The organism is Embleya sp. NPDC056575 (genome assembly GCF_042793325.1).
GTDB lineage: Bacteria > Actinomycetota > Actinomycetes > Streptomycetales > Streptomycetaceae > Embleya.
The window spans coordinates 19891-41437 of sequence record NZ_JBHTVA010000018.1 but is presented as its reverse complement, the minus strand read 5'-3'; the positions used below and the strand labels follow the sequence as shown (position 1 = coordinate 41437).

The following is a 21547-nucleotide window of genomic DNA, read 5'->3' as shown; positions in this document are numbered from 1 at the left end:
CCAGCCTATGAGTCACCCGGCCTGGGACGGGGCTTATGGGTCTTGATCACCACGAGTCGGTCACCCGCGCCGAGCACCGCCGCCTCCGGATCGTCGTGCCGCAGCGTGCGGTGTCCGCGCACCACCGCCACCACCAGATCCCCGCACTCGCCCGGCGACCTGCCCTTCTCGTGCTTTTCGAGCGGCCGTTCGACCAGGTCCATGCCCTCGCCGTAGTGCATCAGGTCCTCCATCACCTCGCCCACGTTCGGGCTGAGCATGGAGACCCCGAGCAGCCGGCCCGCGGCGCTGGCGGTGGTGACCACCGAATCGGCGCCGCTCTGTCGGATCAGCGGCGCGTTCTCGTCCTCGCGCACGGCGACCACGATCCACGCGCGCCGGTTCAACTGCCGTGCGGTCAGTGTGACCAGGGCCGCGGTGTCGTCCCGGTTGACCGACACGATGATGTTCCGCGCCCGCTCGACCTCGGCCCGGCGCAGCACCTCCGCCCGGGTCGCGTCGCCGGAGACCACCACGAGCCTGTCGTCGTCGCTCGCCTCGGCGACCGCCTCGGGGTCGGAGTCGACCACGACGATGTTCTCGCGCGAGACGCCCTGCGCCATCAGGGTGTGCACCGCGCTGTATCCCGTCGTGCCGTAGCCGACCAGGATGGTGTGGTCGCGCAACGTGGACCTCCAACGGTTGAGCCGCAACTGCTCCCGGGTGCGCTCGGTGAGCACCTCCAGGGTGGTGCCGACCAGGATGATCAGGAAGACCACCCGCAGCGGGGTGATCAGCACCACGTTCACCAGGCGGGCGCCGTCGCTCGCGGGGGTGATGTCGCCGTAGCCGGTGGTGGAGAGGGTGACCGTCGCGTAGTACACCGCGTCGAGGAACGAGACGTGCTCGTCCACCGTGTCGCGATAGCCGTCGCTGTCGGCGTAGACGATCAGGATCGTCAACGCCAGCACCAGCAGCGCCATCCCGAATCGGCGCAACACCTGCGCCAACGGCCCGGGTCGGTCCTTGGGGATGTGTACGCTCGCCCCCGCCTGACCGGCCAGGCCCGCCGGCCCCTCGTGTCGCTTGCGCAGCTTCGGCAGCGGCCGGGTCAGCGCGCCGCGGGGCCCGCGCCGATCGGCCGGGCGGTCGTCGGGAACACGCACCGTCCTCACCGGGGCGCCGCCAGCACCTCGACCGGATCGCCCGCGCGCACCCCGCCCGGCGGCACCACCGCGATCCGGTCGGCGACCGCGAGCCCGCGCAACATCGCCGGTCCGGCGAAGGCCAGCGGCCGATCCCCGCGCATCGGCACCAGGCGGGTGTCGTGCGGGTGGCCGGCGATGTCGGCGCCGGACCGGATCCGGCGCGGGCGCGGTTCGGGCCGCCCGGACAAGCGGCGCAGCAGCGGCACCGCGAGGGTGAGCATGCCGGCGACCGCGGCCAGCGGATTGCCCGGCAGGCCGACCAGATACCGCCCGGCGCCGGGGCGTTCGCCGGGCAGGTGGGCGAGCAACATCGGATGCCCGGGGCGGACCGCGACGCCGTCCACGAGGATGTCCGCGGCCAACTCGGCGAGCAGCCCGTGCACGTGGTCACGCGGCCCGTCGGCGGTACCGCCGGTGGTGATCACCACGTCGGCCCGCGACCCGCTCACGTGGGCGCGCAGCGTGTCCGGGTTGTCCCCGACCCGGCGCACCCGCAGCAGATCGGCGCCCAGGGTGCGCAACCACGGCGTGATCAGCGGGCCCAGCGCGTCCCGGATCCGGCCCTCACGAGGCAGTCCGGAGTCCAGCAACTCGTCACCGAGCACCAGCAGTTCCACCCGCGGCCGGTCCACCACGACCAGTTCGTCGTAGCCGGAAGCGGCGGCCAGGCCGGTCACCCCGGGGGTGACCGTGGTGCCCGCCGGCAGCAGTTCGTCGCCGCGTCGGCACTCCTGCCCGCACGCGCGGATGTCGGTGCCCTGCTGGATGTGCGCGTCGGCGAAGAGCGTGCGGCCCTCGACCCGGCTCTGCTCGCTGCGCAGCACGGCGGTGGCCCCGTGCGGCACCCGCGCGCCGGTGGCGATCTCCACCGCGTCCCCGTCGCGCATCACCCCGATCTCCCCGCCCGGGTCGCCCGCGAGCAACCGGCCGCGCACCCGCCACGGCCCGGGACCGGCGACCGCCCAGCCGTCCATCGCGGAGGTGTCGAAGGAGGGCAGGTCGGTGAGCGCGACGATGGGCCGGGCCAGCACGTGATCGCGCGCGTGGTGCAGGGTGCGCGAGACCGCGGGCAGCGGTCGCCCGGCCGCGCGCGCGGTTGCCCGGGCCTCCGGCCAGCCGAGCGCCGACGGCACCGGCGCGTGCGGTTCGGGGCGCGGCACGGTCCGGCTCTCCCGAGGGACCATCAGGCGTCCGGTTCGGCGTCGGGGCCCCGACGCTCGGCGAGTTCGCGCGCCTGCCGCAACGCCTCGGCCACCGCGTCGGCGCCGCCGCCGCGCATGGCCGCGGCGTATCCGACCAGGAAGGAGGTGAGCGGCGCGGCGGGTCGTTGCACGTTGTGCGCCGCCACCCGGGTCATGTCGAGCAGCGCCGCGATGTCCACGTCCAACTCGATGCCCAGTTCCTGCTTGACCGCTTCGGTCCACTCGTCCAGGCCAGTCATCTCTCTCCTCTTCGGGGCTGTGTCCATCCTCCCCGACCGTGCTCTCGCGTCGCGCACATCCGCCCAGGTGTCGCAGTCGAAGGCGGCGTCGGGACCGGCCTGGATCCGGCGCGTCGCCAGCGGGCCGACCACCCGGCGCAGCGCCGCCCCGGCGGGCTCGCTCAGCCCGGCCAGCGCGGCGCGCAGCGCGGCGGTGCGGTAGGCGGCGAGCAGGTACTGGTCGCGCCCGTCGGCGTCGACCGCGACCACACCGGCCGGCGCGTCCGGCCCCCGGTCGGGGCCGAGCGCGGCCAGCAGGCGGTCGAGCAACGCGGCGGACAGGAACGGCAGATCGGCCGCGAGCAGGACCACCGCGTCGGCCCGCACGACCGGCAGCGCCGCGGCGAGCGCGGCCACCGGGCCGCCGCCGGGCGGGTCCTCGCGCACCCACACCACCTCGCGGCGGGTCGGCCGGCGCGGGCCCACCACGATGGTGCGCTCGGCGCCGGTCGCCGCGGCGAGCACCCGGTCGAGCAGCGGGACACCGGCCACGAGCAGGCCCGGCTTGTCCGCGCCGGCCAGCCGCCGGGCCGCGCCGCCGGCGAGCACGATGGCGTCGTGGCCGCTCATGCCGGCGCGTTCGCGGAGGTGCAGGACCAGCGGAAGAGGGCCATCCCGACGCTGGTGGCCAGATTGTAGCTGGAGACCTTGGGCCGCATCGGGATGGCCACGCGTCGATCCGCCCGCCCGCGCAAGGCCGCGGAGACGCCGTGTCGTTCGGTGCCGAAGGCGAGGACCGCGTCGTCGGGGATGTCGGTGGCCCGCAGGTCGTCGCCCTCGGGGTCGAGCACGAACAGCGGCCCGTCGGGCAGCTCGTCGAGGCCGACCCGGGCGACCTCGGTGGCGAAGTGCAGCCCAGCGCTGCCCCGGATCACGTGCGGATGCCACGGGTCGAGGTCGCCGGTGGTCAGCACGGCGGCGGCGCCGAACCCGGCGGCCAGCCGGATCACGGCCCCGACGTTGCCCAGGTTGCGCGGGTTCTCCAGGAGCACGACGGGCGCGGCGCGCCCGCCCGGGGGCGCCGGTTCGGGACGCCGGGCGAACGCGAGCACCCCGGTGGGGCTGCCGCGTGGGACCAGTTCGCGCAACAGCGCTTCCGGTACCTCGATCGCCGTCTCGTCCAGGTGTTCGCCCACGTCGGCCGCGAGTTCGTCGGCGAGCGCGCGGACCGCGGCCCGGTCGGCGGTCACCACCAGGGAGACCTCCGCGCCGAACCGCAGTGCGTGCTTGACCGCGTGGAAGCCGTCGAGCAGCACCGTCCCGGGCGCCGCGGCCGACCGGCGCACCCGGGCATCGACGTCGTGGGGGTCCATGGCAGCAGCCTAGAACGCGACCCGCCCCCGCCCCGACCGGCGTGGCGCGGATCGGGACGGGGGCGGGTGCCTGGATCAGGCCCGACTCGCGGTCGGCGACAACCCCGCGGGCCCGTCGGACGCGGGCGGCACGGCCGGCGGCCGGGGATCGGCCGGCGCCTTCGCCGGCGCGGCGGGCCCGCGCCGCAGCCGGGCCGTGAGCCGCCCGAGCACCCGCGAGCGGGTCCAGATCAGGAACGCGGTGGGCAGGAACAGCGCGTCGCCCACCGACATCGACGCGGAGAACGCGGGCAGGCCGAGCAGGACGGCGATGCCGAAGTGCATGCCGAGCAGGATCACGATCGCGACGTACTTGACCCGCTTGGCGAACAGCATGAAGACGAAGCCGACCTGGATGAACACCGTGAGGTAGGCCAGCACGACGCCCATCTCGGTGTTCGCGGCGAGCGTGTGGCTGACCCCGGGCCAGGGCGCGAAGTACTCCAGGTTCAGCACGTAGTGCATCGCCGTGCCGTCCTGCCAGTACGAGCCCTGCACCTTGTAGAGGCCGGCCGCGCCGTAGATGAAGCACACCTCGGCGGCGATCACGAACAACGCGCAGTTGTGCACCGCGGTGACCACGCCGGCCCGGACCTGCTCCACCTCGCGCGGCAGGCGCCACAGCGCGCCGAAGACCACGAGGATCCCGGGGAGCCAGATCCATTGGCACACGAACGCGAAGGAGAACTTGGGGTGCATGGCCCACGATGCGCCCCGGCAGGTGGTGCCGAGCACGACCATGGCGATCAGCCCGACGAGCACCCCGACCTCGTGCCCGGGACCGGTGCCGGGGCGCACCCCGGTGCGCCGGGCCCGACGGGCGTCCAGCGACCACACCCGACCGCAGGCGGTGAAGGCGAGGTAGATCGACATCAGCAACAACACGGTGTCGCCGCCGTCGGTCATCAGGATGGAGCGGCTGTTGAACGACACCACCATGACGGCGAACAGGATGCTCGTCGCCCGGGTGTGCCAGCCGAGCACGAACAGCGCGCTGACCACGATCGCGGCCAGGTAGACGCCCTCGAACCACCAGCGCGAGTCGCTTTCGAGCAGCAGGCTCACGCCCTGGATGCCGTTCAGCAACTCCCGGGCCATGTCCGGCGACCAGGCCGACTGATCGCCCCAGATCTCCCGCCGGTTCAGGTATTCGCGCAGCAGGCTGACCAGGAACACCAGGCCGTAGCCGATCCGCAGCAGTGCCGCCTGGTGCACCGCGAAGGTACGTGTACCGACCGCGTCCAGGGCGCCGACCAGCGCGCGGCCGACGGCGTCCTCCACGCGGCGCCACGGGCTCGCCGCGCCGGGCGGCCGCACCTCACCGGAAGTCATCGGGCTTCGTCTCCCACCAGCCGAGCGTGCGGTACGAGGTCGTCGGCTTGGGGCTCGCGTCGGGCTTGCCGATCGCCGTGGTCGCGACCCTGATCCGGACGGACTCCAGCGAGCGGTTCAGGCCCGCGTCCTGGAAGCGGTGCACCACGATCCGGCGCAGGTAGCGCTGGGTCAGCGGGCCGCGGCTGCCGATCGCCGACTCGTCCTTGGCGTCGTGGCTGTCGGAGTAGCTGGACCAGGCGCGCCGGATCATGTTCTGGTCGGCCTTGCTCGGATACGGGTTGCCCCGGATGTGGTTCAGGTCGTCCAGGGTCAGGTCGGACCAGTCCGACTCGACGACCCGGCCGTCCGGACCGCGCACCCGCGACTGTGCCTGCACGCGGAAGTTCTCCGACATCGGATTGGGCGCGAACAGCGCCCAGTTCTGCTCGAAGTAGGGGTAGACCCAGGTGCCGGTCTCCTTCTGGTACTCCTGGCTCAGCGCGTTGCTCGGCGCCACGTGCAGGAACACGAAGAAGACGTGGACGAGGGTCACCAGGATCGCCAGGACGGCGAACGCCGCCGTGACCGAGCGCACCGCGGTCGACCGGCGCTCGTCGGCGGGCACCGCCGTATCGGTCGGCACGTCGACGGGGGAACGCTCCCCCGCCTGTTCCGGGATGCGGACGGCGGGCGATGGTGTGCCGGGTGCCGGACCCGAATCAGTCGTCGGTCCGCCGGTCGCGGTACCCACCGCCGCCGCCCCGGACTCGACTACCGGCTTCGACCGATCCACCGGTTGCCCGGGCACCGCGTCGTCAGGCGACTGCATGCCTCTCCCGTGGTCGATGGGTCCGATCCGGACCCGTGCGCCCGGCACGCTACCGGGTCCGGTCGGCGGGGCGTACCGAAACCACCGCCGACCACCCGTTCCCGACGGCTTCCGCGAGCGCGGTTCACAGGTCCAGCACGTGCTCCCGCCCGTGCGCGCGGTAGCGCCCGATCAGTTCCTGCCGCCCGGTGTCGTCGAGCGGGCGATACGCCCCCTCGCGCTCGGGACGCCACCACACCTCGTCCGCCGTGCGAAATCCCTCGCGGCGCAATCCGACCTTGTGCACCTTGTTGGTCGCGGTGGTCGGCACGGTGTCCACCACCCGCACGAACGTCGGCGCCATCTTGGTGCCCAGGTCCGGCTGTTCGGCGATGAACGCGGCGAACTCCCCGGGATCGAAGGCCGCCCCCTCGCGCACCTGCACGGCCGCCATCACCAGGTCCCCGGTCACCGGGTCCGGCACCCCGTACACGACCACCACCTCGAACGGCGCGTGGCGGGCGAGGATGCCCTCGATCGTGGCCACCGCCAGGTTCTCCCCGTCCACCCGGAGCTTGTCGTCCGCGCGCGCGGCGAAGTACAGGTACCCGGCCGCGTCCCGGTAGAAGTGGTCGCCCGTCCAGTAGCGGCCGTCCCGGGACCGGGCCGCCGACGCCTGCTCGTTGCGCCAGTAGCCCTCGAACCCGCTGCGCCCGGTGTTGACCAGCTCGCCGATCGCGGCGTCCCCGTTGACCAGCCGACCCGCCGCGTCGAACTCGGCCCGCGCGCACTCCTCGCCGGTCGCCGGATCGAGCACCGCGGCGTGCTCCGGGCACGGACCGACCGCGCCCGGGGGCGTCCCGGGCCGCCGGTTGACGCTCATCCCGCCCTCCGAGGAGCCGTATCCCTCGGTCAGCGCGCATCCGAAGCGCGCCTCGAAGCGCGCCATGTCCACCGCGCCCGCCTCGGTGCCGAACCCGGCGCGCAGCGGGTTGTCCCGGTCGTCGGGCCGCTCCGGAGTGGCCAGCAGATACGAGATCGCGCGCCCGACGTAGGTGAAGTAGGACGCGCCGTAGCGGCGGATGTCGGGCAGGAACGCCGACGCGGAGAACCGGCGGCGCAGCGCGACCGCGCCGCCCGCGCGCAGCGCCGGCGCCCAGTTCGCCATCAGCGCGTTGCCGTGGAACATCGGCATGCACACGTAGTTGACGTCGTCCGGGCCGAAGCCGAACTGCGCGGTCAGCGCGGTGCCCGCGCCGGCCAACCGGCCCTGCGAGCAGATGACCCCCTTGGGCGCGCCGGTGGATCCGGAGGTGAACACGATCAGCAGCCGATCCGACGGCTCGACGGTCAGGGTGGGCAGCGCGGCGTCCGCGTACGGCCGCAGCAGGTCGGCGTAGCCGGGGTCGTCGACCACCAGGACGCGCTGCGCCGCGATGCCCAGGTCCAATCCGTCCAGCAGCGGCAGGTGCGCCCGCTCGGTGACCAGGACGGCGCATTCGGCGTGGGTGATGTCGCGCGCCAACTCCGCGCCGCGGCGCGTCGAGTTCACTCCCACGAGAGTGGCGCCCGCCACCGCCGCGGCGGACAACCAGAGCGGGAATTCGGGCACGTTGTCGAGCAGGACCCCCACGTGCGGCTCGACCCCGCGCGGCAGCAGATCGGCGAGCAGTGCGGCCCGGGCGGCGGCGTCGCGGGCGATCCGGTCGTGCGTCCAGGTCAGGTCCTCGAAGTGCAGTCCGGTCCGCTCGTCGCCCCATTGGCGATGTACGAGCTCCGCGATCGTCACCATGCCGCACTCCCTCACCGCGATCCGGCCGCGCCGGGTCTGATAGACCGTTAGATCTGATGCACCGTCACATTCTTGGCCCGCATTCTTGGCAAGATCAAGAACCGCGTCACGAAGGATGGGCATTCTCGGCAGGTTCCAGCGAAGTGTCACGAAGGGACGGGCATGAACTCGAACACCAGGCCGCTGCCGCCGGCCTCGGCCACCGCCCTCGCCGAACTGATGGCCGGCACCCTGCCCGGACCGGAGAGCGTGACCCCGGAGGCGCTCGACCTCGCGGACCGGGTGCGGGATCTGGTCGAGGCGGTGGTGTGGACCGACGTGGACGCGGCGGTACGCGCGGACGCGGCCGGGCGGATCGCCGAGTTGACCGCGCTGCTCGGCGCGGCCCGCCGCCCGCAGGCGGTCTCGCTGATCCGGTATCCGGACGGCAGGCTGGAACATCTGACCCAGATGGGCTCGGGACGGCTCAACCCGCAGGCACCCCGACTGGTGTTCGCCGAGGTCACCCCCAGGCCCGACCCGACGGCGGAGCCCGCGTCGGTGGAGATCCACGCCCGATGCACGCTGACCGCGGCACACGGCGGCCCGCCCGCCCGCGCGCACGGCGGCATCGTGGCGGTGGTCCTGGACCAGCTGCTCGGGGTGGCCGCGTCCGCGGCCGGGGCGCCGGGGCTGACCGCCGGCCTCGACATCCGCTACCGCCGGGCGACGCCCTACGACGTACCGCTGGAGCTGACCGGGCGCTGGACCGGCCGCGAAGGACGCAAGAGCTTCGCGACCGGTGAGATCCGCGCCGACGGGGAGGTGACCGCCGAGGCGACCGCGGTGTTCATCGCGGAACGGCGGTCCTGAGCCGAACGACGATCCCGAGCGGAGGGGGCGGCGCGGCGGGCCTCAGACCACCGCCGGAGCCGCCTCGGTCTCGCTCACCATCGGCCGCCCCGCGGCCTCCCAGGCGAGCATCCCGCCGTCCACGTTGACCGCGTCCCAGCCCTGTTGGCCCAGATAGTGGGTGACCTGCGCGGACCGGCCGCCGACCCGGCACATCACGTACACCCGGGTGTCGTGCGGCACCTCGTCGATCCGGTCGAGCAGCGTGTTCATCGGGATGTGCCGGGCGCCGGCCACGTGACCGGCGTCCCACTCGTACGCCTCCCGTACGTCCAGTACGAAGGCGTCGTCGGGAACCGCGGCGGCGGCCACGGCCGGCGGGGGCGACAGGTGCATCGGATCTCCGGGAGGTCGGGCGTCCGGAACCCGTCCGGCCGCGCTCATCGCACATTGTCGGTCATCGGCCCGCGCACAGGTGCACCGAACAGGCGAACCGCCCGCTCGTCACCCCCGACACACGCGCGGGCGGGGGCGGCCCGGGCACCGGCCGCGGCGGCCGATCACGGCACCAGTGTGCCGAGCACCTTCTCCTTCTCCGCGATGTCGTGCAGGAGCTGGTCGGCCAGATGTTCGAGCAGGCCGTCCGGATCGTCGGGGGCGAGCTGGAGCAGCTGCCCCATCGCACCCGCCATCAGCTCCTCGCGCAGCCCGGCCAGCTCGGTGCGGCGATGGGTGAGCCAGGCCAGCCGGCTGCGCAACCACTGCCCCCGGCCCTCGGTGCCCGGACCGCTCGCGCCCTCCGGGGACGTGGCCCATTCCGTACCCAACGCCAGCAACTCGCTCACGTCGCCGCGCGCGTACGCGGCGTTCACCCGGGCGATGAAGGCACCCCGGCGCTGCTTCTCCTCCGGGTCCTGGACCAGGTCCGGGTGCGCCCGGCGGGCCAGCTCGCGAAAGAGCTTGCGCGCCTCGGCGCCGGGGCTGACCCGGTGCACCTCCGGCACCGGCATCGATTCCTCGGCCGAACCGCCCTCCGCGCCGGGCGCGCCGTCGAGGGCACCCAAAAGCGAGTCCAAGTCCGGCATGTCCGTGACCACACCACGCAATTCGACCGCACGCCGGATGTCCGCGGGATCGCCGGTGTGCGCCGCGATCGCCTCCGCGATCAAGGCGTCCAACTCGTCCAGCCGCTCGTAGAGCGGACCGAGCCGGCGGTGGTGCACGATCGCCAGGTTGTCCAGCTCGACCTGAAGGGTCGTCACATCCACTTCGTCGTCGAGCAACGCGGTCTCCTCGGCGGCGACCTGTCGCTCCAACTCGGCGATTTCGGGGTCCGACCAGGGGGTCGGCGCGCTGACCTCGTCCATCACGTCCCTTGTGTGCTGTTCTGTTCCCGCGCGACACCGGCCGGCGGGCACCTCTGCCGGACTTTGAAGATCAAATCACTCGCAACACCCCCCAGCAGCCTATGTGGTAGGGCAGCATGGTCAGGCCGTCCCTGGCCAGTCGATCCAACAAAGCAGTTGGCTAGAGGGGATAAGATCCAGCCATGCCGCCCGACACCGCACGCACCCGAGCCAAACTTCTCGACGCCGCACGCGCGGAGTTCGCCGAGCACGGCATCGCCGGCGCCCGCGTCGACCGCATCGCCCTGCGCGCCGGGGTGAACAAGGAGCGCATCTACGCGTACTTCGGGAACAAGGAGCAGCTCTTCCAGCACGTGCTGACGGAGTCGCTCCAGGAGCTCAACACGGTCGTCACGATGCCCAACGACGACCCGGCCGAGTACATCGCCCAGGTGTACGACTTCTACTGCGCCCGCCCGGAATTGCTCCGGCTGCTGGTGTGGGAGGCGTTGTACTACGGGCACGACCCGGTCCCGGACGAGGAGCGGCGAGTCACGAGCTACGCCGCGAAACTTCAGGAGTTCGCCGATCACCTCGGCGTGAAGCCCTCGCCCGACGTCGCCCAGCTGCTCTACTCGCTCATCGGCGTCGCCGCCTGGCAACAGACGATGCCGCAGATGTCGCGGGTACTGCTCGGGGCCGACTCGGAGTCCGAGGAGGCCCGGGCGAACCGGCGCAAGCACCTCATCGAGTTCACGCGAGCGTCCATCGCGTCGATGAAGCAGTCATAGTGCGCACGGCCGGATGAAGGGTCCACCCTTCATCCGGCATGCCCACGAACGTGCCGTCCTTCCGGCGCGCTCTCCTCGAAGGAAGGCACGGCCGGGGTCCGCCCTCCCCCGGGCACCCCGCACGCGCGGCGGCCGGCACACCCCATGCCCCCGCCGCCCGCACACCCCGTCCCCCGCCGCCCCGCCCGGAAGCGGCGACCGCGCCGGAACACCCCGCCGGCCGGTCCACGACACGAAGCCCTCGTGCGCGGCAACGCGCACGAGGGAATCGACCCGGGTCGTCCGCACCCCGGGGCTCCACCCCGGAATCGACCGGAGTCGTCCCGGTCAGACCCCGGTCTCGGCCGGCAGCCGTCCCGACCGCACCGCGGCGAGCAGTTGTTCGTGGTCGGCCTCCGTACGATCCGCGTACCGCACCGCGAACCGCGCGAACGCGTCCTCCAGCCGGTCGTTCTTGCCGCAGTAACCGGCCGACACCTGCGGGTCCACCGAGTGGCTGTGCGCCCGGGCCAGCAGCGCGCCGGTCATCCGCGCGTAGTCGTCTATCTCGTGCGCGGCCAGCAGCGTCGCGTCGATGCTGCCCTTCATATTGCGGAACCGCCGCACCATGAAGTCGCGCCCGTCTATCGAGGTCCAGCCGAGCAGCGCGTCGGTGCCGGCCTGCATCCACTTCTGCCCGACCACCACCCGACGCCCCTCGTGCTCGACCCGGGTGGGCGGCAGATACGGCGCCAGCGCCGACGGGCGGGCCTCCTTCACCTGCAACACCAGCGGCTCGTCGCCGTTGCCCAGGAGCAGCACCACATAGGCCCGGGTACCGACGCTGCCGGTGCCGACCACCCGAAACGCCACGTCCTCCACCGCGAACCGGGCCAACAGCGGCCGCCGCTCGGTGGAGAGGGTGTCCACGTAGCTCTCCAGGCCGCCCGCCACCGCGCGGGCGAGGTCGTCGTCCACCGCGGTGAGCACCGGCGGATCGGGCACGAAGTGCCAGGTGCCGTCGGAGCGCCGCGCGGTCGACTTGGCCGCGAACCGCGCGCTGGTGTTGCGCCGCGCTTTCGCGGTGACCTGCGCCAGCAGCCCGGACAACTCGTCCGCGTCCGCGTGCGCCACCAGCGAGTCGTCGGCGATCGCGTTCCAGGCCTGGAGCACGGGCATCCCGGCGAGCAGCGCCATCGTCTTGCGATACGACGCGGCGGCGTCGTAGGCGGCCGTGTGACACGCGTCCTCGTCGAGCCCGCCGACCCGACCCGCCACCACGAGCGAGGCCACCAGCCGCTTGAGGTCCCACTCCCACGGTCCCTGCACGGTCTCGTCGAAGTCGTTGAGGTCCATCACGAGCCGACCCTCGGCCGTACCGAACACCCCGAAGTTCGCCGCGTGCGCGTCACCGCATATCTGTGCGGTCAGCCCCGTCACCGGCTCCGCCGCCAGATCCGCCGCCATCAACCCGGCCGCCCCGCGCAGGAACGCGAACGGCGAGGCCGCCATCCGCCCGATCCGCAACGGCACCAGGTGTTCGAGCCGCCCGACGTTGGAGCGCTCGACGCTCTCCACCACGTCCGGCCGATCCACCGCCGGCTCGAACGCCGCGTGCGCGGACCGCGACACCCGCTCGCGCAGGCCCTTGCCCAGCGCCTTGGACGCGACATCCGACCTGTCCCGAAAACCCGGAACGATGAATTCCCGCCCCACCGAAGTCCCCGACATGTACCGATCCTCCCCGGACGCAGCCCACGGCCGGCCATGCACGACACACGGCCCGACATACGAAAAGGCCCCAGGTCGATGACCTGGGGCCTTTGCTCGGTGCGCGAGGGGGGAGTTGAACCCCCACGCCCTTTCGGGCACTGGAACCTGAATCCAGCGCGTCTGCCTATTCCGCCACCCGCGCGAGCAATCAAAGATTAGCACGGGCCCGAGGCCCATTACGAATCCTTACCCGCGACCCCCATGGCTCACACCATGAGCACCCGTATGGCCACTCAGAGCAACCAACGGTTCATCTTTCCGTACCGGGATCCCCACGACCCCCGCCTCTCCGGCATGCTTGCCCTGCACCGTACGGTGAACGGGCTTCGACCCGGGCCACGCACACGGTCGCGGCACAACTACTGCAAGCGAGCCACCGAGGGGTCGACAGGGTGTAGGAATCCCTGTGAAAGCCAACACTCCTTACAGTGGCCACGGTAGGGAACCGCGCCCGTTTCCCACGCGTGGATACGATCAGTGAGCAGACTGTAGGACCGGACCGGCCGATCGCGTACGGAAGGAGGTGCCCGTGGGTCCCCTGAAGAAGTTCGAGCAACGGCTCGAGGGCCTGGTCAACGGCGCCTTCGCCAAGGCGTTCAAGTCCGATGTCCAGCCCGTCGAGATCGCCAGCGCCCTCAAGCGCGAGTGCGACAACAACGCGACGATCTGGAACCGAGACCGCACCATGGTCCCGAACGACTTCGTCGTCGAGCTCGGACAACACGACTATGAGCGCCTGAGCCCGTACGTGCAGCAACTCGGCGGTGAGCTGGCGACCGTGGTGCGCGACTACGCGCAACAGCAGCGCTACTCGTTCATCGGCCCCGTCGAGGTCCACTTCGAACATGCCGACGATCTGGACACGGGTCTGTACCGGGTGCGCAGTCAGGCACTCGCGGGCAGCCAGTCCCATCTGGACCAGCAGCAGCCCCCACAGGCATCGCCCTTCCCGGGCGGGGGGCCGCAACCCGAGCAGCCGCCACAGGGTTATGGATACGGTCGACCCGGCGGGCCACCCCCGCCCGGGGTGCCCGCACCACCGCCCTTCGGCCCGCCCGGGACCCCGGGAACGCCGCCCCGGCCACAGCCGGGGGAGCAGGCCGGCTACGGTCAGACTCCGCCGCCGGCACCACGGCTGCGTACCTGGCTGGAGGTCAACGGGGTGCGTCACGAGCTCACCGCCCCGGTCGTGAAGTTGGGCCGCAGCACCGATGTGGAAGTTCGCGTCGACGATCCGAGCGTTTCGCGGCACCACGCCGAGATCCGCGTAGGCGCCCCGGCGTCGATCACGGACCTCGGTTCGACCAACGGGATCGTCGTCGACGGCCAGCACTGCCAACGTGCCGGCCTGCGGGACGGATCGCGCATCGTGCTCGGCAGCACCACTGTCGTGTTCCGCCAAGCCGAGGGGTGACAACGGGCGCATGTCTGAGCTGACCCTCACCGTTATGCGGTTGGGTTTCCTCGCTGTGCTGTGGTTGTTCGTGATCGTCGCCGTACAGGTGATCCGTAGCGACCTCTTCGGCACACGCGTGACCCAACGACCCACGCGGCGCAGAACCGCCGCGCTGGCCGCAGCCGGAGGAGGTGCCACTCCGCCTCCGCAGGCGCAGCCGGCCCCGCCTCCGCAGCGGCAGCAGGCCCGGCCCCGCCGCGGCCAGCGCAACAACAACCCGAGCAAACTGGTGATCACCGAAGGCTCGCTGACCGGCACGACGATAAATCTGACGGATCAGCAGATCACCATCGGCCGGGCGCACGACTCGACCATCGTGCTCGACGACGACTACGCGTCGAGTCGGCACGCCCGCATCTACCCTGCGCCCGACGGCAGCTGGGTGGTCGAAGACCTCGGGTCGACGAACGGTACCTACCTGGACCGTACGCGCCTGACCGGTCCGACCCCCGTGCCGCTCGGTGCGCCGATCCGCATCGGCAAGACCGTTATCGAGCTGCGCAGGTAGCCTGAATGAGCCTCTCTCTCCGCTTCGCCGCCGGATCCCACAAGGGCATGATCCGAGAAGGCAACGAGGACTCCGGGTATGCCGGTCCTCGCCTGCTCGCGGTCGCCGACGGCATGGGCGGGCAGGCAGCGGGCGAAGTCGCCAGCTCCGAAGTCCTGTCCACCATCGTCGAACTCGACGAGGACGTGCCCGGGGCCGACCTGCTCGACGCGCTGCGTTCGGCGGTCGATCGCGCCAACGACCGACTGCGTGTGATGGTCGACGACGATCCCCAGCTCGAGGGCATGGGGACCACGTTGACCGCGCTGTTGTGGACCGGGAGCCGACTCGGCCTCGCCCACATCGGCGACTCCCGTGCCTACCTCCTGCGCGACGGCGCCCTGGAGCAGATCACCCAGGACCACACCTGGGTGCAGCGCCTGGTCGACGAGGGTCGGATCACCGAGGAGGAGGCCGACCACCATCCGCAGCGCTCGCTGCTGATGCGCGCGCTGGACGGGCGCGGCCACGTCGAGCCGGACCTGTCGGTGCGCGAGGCCCGGCCGGGCGATCGCTACCTGATCTGCAGCGACGGCCTGTCGGGGGTGGTCAGCCGGGAAACGATGGAGACCACCCTCCTCACCTACGGCAATCCGAACGACGCGGTCCAGGAGCTGATCCAGCTCGCGCTGCGCGGGGGCGGCCCGGACAACATCACCTGCATCGTCGCGGACGTGGTCGACCCCTCCGACCAGCCCTCCGACAGCCCGATCGTGGTGGGGGCGGTCGCGGCCGTGGTGGACGACACCACGACGCTGCCGACCACCCCGGCCTCCCGGGCCCGGGAGCTGACCGCCGGCGAGTACGAGACCGAGGCCCTGGTCTCCGAACCGGGCAGCCGGCGCAAGCCCAAGCCCAAGTCCACCCTGCGCAAGACGCTGCCCATCTGGGGCGGCGTCGCGGTGCTGGTGGCGGCGCTCGGCGGCGCCTACTACTGGACCCAGACGCAATACTTCGTGGCCGACAAAGGAGACCACGTAGCGATCTACCGGGGGATCGACTCGAAGATCCTGGGCATCAACCTCGCGAGCACGTACCAGAGTTACGACGAGGTGAAGCTGTCCCTGATCGGTCAGCCCAATCGGGACGCGGTCAACAGCACGCTCGACGCGACGAGCCTGAGCGACGCACGGCACACCATCGACCGGCTCAAGCGCCAGGCCGACGTGTGCCGCAGGTCGTACTCGGCGCAGGACATGAAGAAGACCGAGGCTCCCGGCAACCCGGGCGCCCAGCCGGCGGGCAGCGTGGACACGTTCCCCCAGCAGGTCCAGGGCCTCCCGGTGGCGCTGCAGACCAACCTGCCGGCCGCCAAGCACACCTCGACCACGGCCTCGCGCAGCAACCGGAGTTCGACCGCGCCGCCCACCGAGTCGGGCGGTCGAAGCAAGGGCAGCACGACCACGAGCCCGACTGCCCCGGCGAGTTCGGCACCACCGAGTACGACACCACCGGCGGCGACACCGGAGGCACCCGGGGCGGGGCTGAGCGCCGAAGAGGCCGAGCTGGCCAAGCAGTGTTATCCGCGACCGGCCGGAACCGCCGGAACGAACTGAGGGGAGCGCCGTGAGCAACACGACGATCACCCCCCAAGCCGCACCGAATCGCCGCAACACCGAGTTGATGATGCTCGGATTCGCGGTCCTGGTGCCGATGCTGGCCTACGCCAACGTGGGACTGGCGGGGGACGGGTCACTGCCCATGGGCAGCCTGATCAAGTACGGCTTCGGCCTCGGCGTCTTCGCGGGAATCGCGCACCTGCTGGTCCGCAAGTTCGCGCCGTACGCCGACCCGCTGCTGCTGCCGTTGGCCACGTTCCTCAACGGCATGGGCCTGATGTTCATCAATCGGCTCGACCTGGACATCGTCAAGGGCATCGGTCTGGGCGGCAGGCACGGCACCGCGGCGGCCGGTTCGCAGCTGATGTACTCGGCGATCGGCATCGGGCTGTTCGTGGGCATCGTGGTGCTTTTGAAGGACCACCGGCTGCTCCAGCGCTACACGTACACGTTCATGGCGCTCGCGCTGGTCCTGCTCGTGTCGCCGATCCCGTTCCCGGGCGACATGTACGGCGCGAAGATCTGGATCCGGCTCGGCCCGTTCAACTTCCAGCCCGGCGAGTTCACCAAGATCGTGCTGACGGTCTTCTTCGCGGGCTACCTGATGGCCAAGCGCGACGCGCTCGCGCTGGCCAGCCGCAAGGTGATGGGGCTGTACTTCCCGCGCGGTCGGGACATGGGCCCGATCGTGGTGGTCTGGCTGTTGAGCATCCTGATCCTGGTGTTCGAGCGCGACCTCGGCACCTCGCTGCTGTTCTTCGGCCTGTTCGTGGTCATGCTCTACGTGGCCACCGAGCGCACGAGTTGGCTGCTGTTCGGCCTGTTCATGGCCGTCGGCGGCGCGGTCGTGGTCGGCACGCTCGAACCGCACGTGCACGACCGCGTGGCGGCCTGGCTGGATCCGCTGGCCGCCTACAACGGCAGCGGATCGGTGCAGTCCGAGCAGCTGGCCCAGGCCCTGTTCGGCTACGGCACCGGCGGCCTGCTCGGCACCGGCCTCAACCAGGGCCACCCGACCGAGATCGGCTTCGCCGCGCGCAGCGACTTCATCCTGACCACGGTCGGCGAGGAGTTGGGCCTGGCCGGGATGATGGCCATCTTCATGGTGTACGCGCTGCTGATCGAGCGTGGTCTGCGTACCTCGCTCGCCGCGCGCGACCCGTTCGGCAAGCTGCTCGCGGCCGGCCTGTCGGTCACCATCGCGCTCCAGGTCTTCGTGGTCGCGGGCGGCGTCACCGGCCTGATCCCGCTCACCGGTATGACGATGCCCTTCCTGGCCCAGGGCGGCTCGTCCGTGATCACCAACTGGGCGCTGGTGGCGATCCTGATCCGGATCAGCGACACCGCCCGCCGCCCCGCGCCGCCCGCCGGAACCTTCGACCCGGGCGCGGGAGTGGCCCCCCGGCGTGGCTCGCACGCCTCGGGCCGCGACGGCACACCGGCCGGCGGCACCACCCCGCCGCCGAACGCGACGCCCGCCGACGGTTCGTCCGCTCCCGATCCCGAGGCGCTGACCGTGGCGGGCGGGGTGCCCAGCGCCCCCGGCGGCCCCGGTACCCCGCCTCCGGGCGGCTCCGGAACACCACCGAGACCATTCGTGCCCCCGCCGCACCCCGGCGGCGGAGCCCCGTTCGGCCCACCGGGCCAGGGCGGCTCCGGCGGGCCGAACCCGTGACCGCCGCAACGCACGTCCAGGGGAGGGAAACACCGTGAACAAGCCGTTGAGGCGGGTCTCCGTCTTCTGCCTGATCCTGGTCGCGGCACTGATGCTGCGGGCCAACTGGGTCCAGGTCGTCAAGGCCGACGACTACGCGAACAACAGCTACAACAAGCGGGCGATCTACGAGAAGTACTCGCACCCGCGCGGCGACTTCCTCGTCGAGGGCAAGCCGATCACCAGCTCGGTCAAGACCGACGACAAGCAGTACGAGTTCCTGCGCAAGTACGAGTTCGGCCCGATGTACGCGCCGGTCACCGGCTTCATCTCGCCGTTCGTCGGCAAGAACCTGCTGGAGAGCATCGACGACGACATCCTCAGCGGCAAGGACAGCCGGCTGTTCGTGCGCAAGGTGCTGGACACGGTGACCAACAAGGGCACCCGGGGCGGCAACGTCGCGCTGACGATCAACGCCAAGGCGCAGGAGGCCGCGTACAACGGCCTCAAGGACAAGACCGGCGCGGCGGTCGCGATCGACCCGGACACCGGCAAGGTGCTGGCCATGGTCAGCACGCCGTCCTACGACCCGAACGTGCTGGCCCAGAACGACCGCAACGCGGTCGCGAAGGCGTACGACGGGCTCACCCTGGACACGAACAAGAAGCGCAAGACTCCGGACACGAACTTCGATCCGAAGATGCCGATGGACAACCGGGCGCTGCGCTACACCTACGCCCCCGGCTCGACCTTCAAGCTGATCACCGCCGCGGCAGCGCTGTCCACGGGCCAGTTCAAGCCCGACACCGTGCCGAGCGTCCCGCTGAGCGGCGGCAAGCTCTTCTACCCGAACTCCAACCAATTCCTGCCCGACTCGCACCCCGCGGAATGCACGAACGCTTCGCTCCAGAAGGCCCTGGAGCTGTCCTGCAACACGGTGTTCGCCAGCGTCGGTCAGCAGATCACCCAGGAGAAGGTGAAGGCGCAGGCCGACGCCTTCGGCTTCAACAACTTCGGTAAGGGCAGCCAAAACCCGCTGGACATCCCGAGCCGGGCGGCGATGAGCGTGTTCCCCTCCGGATTGGACCAGGGCCAGCTGATGCGCTCGTCGATCGGCCAGGACAGCGTGGCCGCGACGCCCCTGCAGATGGCCATGGTCGTCGCGGGCATCGCGAACAACGGCAAGGTGATGAAGCCCTACGTCGTCGACGAGTTGCGGGCGCAGAACCTCTCGGTGCTCGAGAAGACCCAGCCGCAGGTGGCCGGTGAGGCCATCACCCCCGAGGTCGCACAGATGCTCCAGGACATGATGAAGGGCGTGGTGGACAACGGCACCGGCAAGAGCGCCCAGATTCCCGGGGTCACCGTCGGCGGCAAGACCGGCACCGCACAGCACGGCGAGAACAACAACAAGAACCCCTACGCCTGGTTCGTCTCCTACGCCAAGGGTGCCGACGGCAAGAAGGTCGCCGTAGCGGTCGTGGTGGAGGACAGCGACGCCGAGCGCAACGAGATCAGCGGCAGCGGCCTCGCCGGGCCCATCGCCAAGGCAATCATGGAAGCCGTGGTCAAGAAGTGAGCCATGGCACACGATCACCCCGATAGTCACTCCGAGCACTACTGCAATCAGATATCGACGTGCCCTCGTGGCTCGGGTGTGACGGCCCGCCGGGCCGCCGCACCGGTACCGTGTCGGAGAACGCGCCGGACCGTTGGGGCAATCGCCGCGGTACCGGCCGGCCGAAGACCGAAGGCCGTGGACCGGTAAGGGAAGGGCTGGAAGTTATGGAAGAGCCGCGTCGCCTCGGCGACCGGTACGAGATCGGCGCGGTCCTCGGCCGTGGTGGCATGGCCGAGGTGTACATGGGCCGTGACATTCGTCTGGGACGCAGTGTGGCGGTCAAGACACTGCGCGCCGATCTCGCCCGTGACCCAACGTTCCAGGCCCGGTTCCGCCGCGAGGCGCAGTCGGCCGCCTCGTTGAACCACCCGGCGATCGTCGCGGTCTACGACACCGGCGAGGACTACATCGACGGGATCTCGATCCCGTACATCGTGATGGAGTACGTGGACGGCTCGACGCTGCGCGAGTTGTTGCACTCGGGCCGCCGGCTGCTGCCGGAACGGGCCCTGGAGATGACCGCCGGCGTGCTCCAGGCGCTGGAGTACAGCCACCGCAACGGCATCATCCACCGCGACATCAAGCCCGCCAACGTCATGCTGACGCGGCAGGGCACGGTCAAGGTGATGGACTTCGGCATCGCGCGGTCCATGGCCGACAACGGCATGACCATGACGCAGACCGCGGCCGTGATCGGCACCGCGCAGTACCTGTCGCCGGAACAGGCCCGCGGCGAGACCGTGGACGCCCGGACCGACCTCTACTCCACCGGCTGCCTGCTCTACGAGCTGCTGACCGAACGTCCGCCGTTCATCGGCGACTCCCCGGTCGCGGTGGCCTATCAGCACGTCCGCGAGGACCCGCTGCCGCCGAGCACGTTCGACCCCGAGGTCTCGCCGACCATCGACTCGATCGTGCTCAAGTCGCTGGCGAAGAACCCGGACAACCGGTACCAGAGCGCCGACGAGATGCGCGCCGACATCGAGCGGGCGCTGCACGGCCTGCCGGTGGGGGCGCCGAGCGTGATGGCCGCGCCGATGGGGGCCGACCCGGCGACGCAATACCTGCCGCCGACGGCGGGCGGGGCGACCCAGGTCATCCCGGCGCACGGCCAGGGTCCGGCCACGGGGCAGTACGAGCTCGACGACAACGACCGCCGCCGGGACGAGCCGAGGAAGTCCCGGGGCGGCGCCTGGATCCTGCTGGCGCTGGCCTGCGTAGCGGTCCTGGTCGCCGCCTTCTTCATCGGCAAGACCCTGATGGGCGACGGCGAGGACAAGTCGGCGGGGGTGCCCACCCTTACCGGCAAGACCCTGGAGGAAGCCACCAAGGCGGTGGACAACGCCGGGTTCAAGATCAACATGAACGACGACCCGTCGCAGTGCCCCAAGGACGCCACCGGGACCAAGGGGACCATCTGCAAGCAGACCCCGCCGGCCGGAGGGAGCGCCAAGAAGGGCGACACCATCCAGGTCTGGGCCTTCGGCGGCCCGAAGAAGACCACCGTCCCGCCGGGCCTCAAGGGCGCCACCGAAGAGGACGCGACCAAGAGGCTCAAGGACGCCAACCTGGTGGCCGACCCCGTGCGCAGCCAGACGCTGACCAACTGCACCCGGGACACCGTCTGCTCGACCAGCCCCGACGCGGGTGCCGAGCTGAACGAGGGCGACAAGGTCACCCTGAACATCTTCTCCGGCAAGACCCAGGTGCAGGTGCCGCAGGTGATCGGCCTCAGCTACGACGACGCCAAGGCCAAGCTGGAGAACCTCGGGTTCAAGGTCACCAAGTCCTCCGACCAGTACACGACGGAGAAGCCGGCCGGCCAGGTGTTCAAGCAGAGCGAGACCGCGGGCTCGAAGATCAATGAGGGCGGCACCATCAACCTCACCGTCTCCAAGGGCCCGACCCCGGCCACCACGGCACCTCCGGCCACGGGCACCCCGGGCGGCAGCACGGGCACCAGCAGCCCGCCCCCGTCCGGCAACAACCAGGGCGGCAACGGCGCGCTCATAGGCGGCGGCGACCTCAGAGGCGGCCACGGCAACTGGCCGAACTGA

18 protein-coding genes and 1 tRNA gene are annotated in these 21547 nt (G+C 71.2%); 8 read left to right on the top strand and 11 right to left on the bottom strand.

Translation table 11 applies throughout. From position 1 onward, the window contains the following. Positions 1–5 precede the first annotated feature (5 nt). The 7 genes from ACFRCG_RS16515 to ACFRCG_RS16485 all read right to left on the bottom strand — a co-directional run bounded on the left by ACFRCG_RS16515 (position 6) and on the right by ACFRCG_RS16485 (position 7933). Complete coding sequence (locus ACFRCG_RS16515; protein ID WP_380032062.1) at positions 6–1154, bottom strand: potassium channel family protein; 1149 nt, start codon at positions 1152–1154, stop codon at positions 6–8. Then, positions 1151–2371, bottom strand: a complete 1221-nt coding sequence (locus tag ACFRCG_RS16510) for a molybdopterin molybdotransferase MoeA (protein ID WP_380032060.1) — start codon at positions 2369–2371, stop codon at positions 1151–1153. Before ACFRCG_RS16510 ends, ACFRCG_RS16515 begins: the two co-directional genes overlap by 4 nt. After that, positions 2371–3237, bottom strand: coding sequence for an NTP transferase domain-containing protein (locus tag ACFRCG_RS16505; protein WP_380032059.1), 867 nt, complete (start codon positions 3235–3237; stop codon positions 2371–2373). The genes ACFRCG_RS16510 and ACFRCG_RS16505 overlap by 1 nt, the downstream gene beginning before the upstream one ends. Continuing rightward, positions 3234–3980, bottom strand: a complete 747-nt coding sequence (locus ACFRCG_RS16500; RefSeq protein ID WP_380032057.1) for a TrmH family RNA methyltransferase — start codon at positions 3978–3980, stop codon at positions 3234–3236. The genes ACFRCG_RS16505 and ACFRCG_RS16500 overlap by 4 nt, the downstream gene beginning before the upstream one ends. Before the next feature lie 75 nt (positions 3981–4055). Next, a complete protein-coding gene (locus ACFRCG_RS16495; protein WP_380032055.1) occupies positions 4056–5351 on the bottom strand; it encodes an HTTM domain-containing protein in 1296 nt (431 codons plus the stop codon). Then, the gene (locus ACFRCG_RS16490) at positions 5338–6162 is read right to left on the bottom strand and encodes a DUF5819 family protein (RefSeq protein WP_380032053.1); all 825 of its coding nucleotides are present in this window, start codon (positions 6160–6162) and stop codon (positions 5338–5340) included. Before ACFRCG_RS16490 ends, ACFRCG_RS16495 begins: the two co-directional genes overlap by 14 nt. Positions 6163–6286: 124 nt before the next feature. Then, positions 6287–7933: an AMP-binding protein gene (locus ACFRCG_RS16485; RefSeq protein WP_380032051.1), complete on the bottom strand. Its 1647-nt coding sequence runs from the start codon at positions 7931–7933 to the stop codon at positions 6287–6289. 162 nt (positions 7934–8095) lie between these two features. Here ACFRCG_RS16485 and ACFRCG_RS16480 point away from each other — a divergent pair, with 162 nt between their 5' ends. Further along, entirely contained in the window at positions 8096–8785 is a 690-nt protein-coding gene (locus tag ACFRCG_RS16480; protein WP_380032049.1) for a PaaI family thioesterase, read from the top strand. Positions 8786–8827: 42 nt separating this feature from the next. On the opposite strand, the gene ACFRCG_RS16475 is transcribed toward ACFRCG_RS16480, so the two are convergent. Both ACFRCG_RS16475 and ACFRCG_RS16470 read right to left on the bottom strand, forming a co-directional pair. Next, positions 8828–9160 (bottom strand): rhodanese-like domain-containing protein, encoded by a 333-nt coding sequence (locus tag ACFRCG_RS16475; RefSeq protein ID WP_380003283.1) that lies wholly within the window; start codon positions 9158–9160, stop codon positions 8828–8830. 164 nt (positions 9161–9324) lie between these two features. Further along, entirely contained in the window at positions 9325–10131 is an 807-nt protein-coding gene (locus tag ACFRCG_RS16470) for a hypothetical protein (RefSeq protein WP_380032047.1), read from the bottom strand. A 182-nt stretch (positions 10132–10313) separates the two neighbouring features. Between ACFRCG_RS16470 and ACFRCG_RS16465 the strand changes: the two genes are divergently transcribed. Continuing rightward, positions 10314–10901 (top strand): TetR/AcrR family transcriptional regulator, encoded by a 588-nt coding sequence (locus tag ACFRCG_RS16465; protein ID WP_078976338.1) that lies wholly within the window; start codon positions 10314–10316, stop codon positions 10899–10901. Between the two features lie 327 nt (positions 10902–11228). Here the strand turns inward: ACFRCG_RS16465 and ACFRCG_RS16460 are convergent, their stop codons facing one another. Together ACFRCG_RS16460 and ACFRCG_RS16455 are read right to left on the bottom strand one after the other, a co-directional pair. Beyond that, positions 11229–12611 (bottom strand): DUF2252 domain-containing protein, encoded by a 1383-nt coding sequence (locus ACFRCG_RS16460; protein WP_380032045.1) that lies wholly within the window; start codon positions 12609–12611, stop codon positions 11229–11231. A gap of 100 nt (positions 12612–12711) precedes the next feature. Then, positions 12712–12795 (bottom strand) — tRNA-Leu (locus ACFRCG_RS16455). A 387-nt stretch (positions 12796–13182) separates the two neighbouring features. Here ACFRCG_RS16455 and ACFRCG_RS16450 point away from each other — a divergent pair. From ACFRCG_RS16450 to pknB, 6 genes are all read left to right on the top strand, one after another. Continuing rightward, the gene (locus ACFRCG_RS16450) at positions 13183–14067 is read left to right on the top strand and encodes a DUF3662 and FHA domain-containing protein (RefSeq protein ID WP_126640227.1); all 885 of its coding nucleotides are present in this window, start codon (positions 13183–13185) and stop codon (positions 14065–14067) included. 10 nt (positions 14068–14077) lie between these two features. Then, positions 14078–14617: an FHA domain-containing protein gene (locus tag ACFRCG_RS16445; RefSeq protein WP_380032043.1), complete on the top strand. Its 540-nt coding sequence runs from the start codon at positions 14078–14080 to the stop codon at positions 14615–14617. A gap of 5 nt (positions 14618–14622) precedes the next feature. Next, positions 14623–16212, top strand: coding sequence for a protein phosphatase 2C domain-containing protein (locus ACFRCG_RS16440; protein ID WP_380032041.1), 1590 nt, complete (start codon positions 14623–14625; stop codon positions 16210–16212). A 10-nt stretch (positions 16213–16222) separates the two neighbouring features. After that, complete coding sequence (locus ACFRCG_RS16435) at positions 16223–17890, top strand: FtsW/RodA/SpoVE family cell cycle protein (protein WP_380032039.1); 1668 nt, start codon at positions 16223–16225, stop codon at positions 17888–17890. A 34-nt stretch (positions 17891–17924) separates the two neighbouring features. Beyond that, complete coding sequence (locus ACFRCG_RS16430) at positions 17925–19448, top strand: peptidoglycan D,D-transpeptidase FtsI family protein (RefSeq protein WP_380032037.1); 1524 nt, start codon at positions 17925–17927, stop codon at positions 19446–19448. Positions 19449–19654: 206 nt separating this feature from the next. Next, positions 19655–21547 carry a Stk1 family PASTA domain-containing Ser/Thr kinase gene (gene pknB, locus ACFRCG_RS16425; protein WP_380032035.1) on the top strand — a complete coding sequence of 631 codons (1893 nt, stop codon included), beginning with the start codon at positions 19655–19657 and terminating at the stop codon, positions 21545–21547.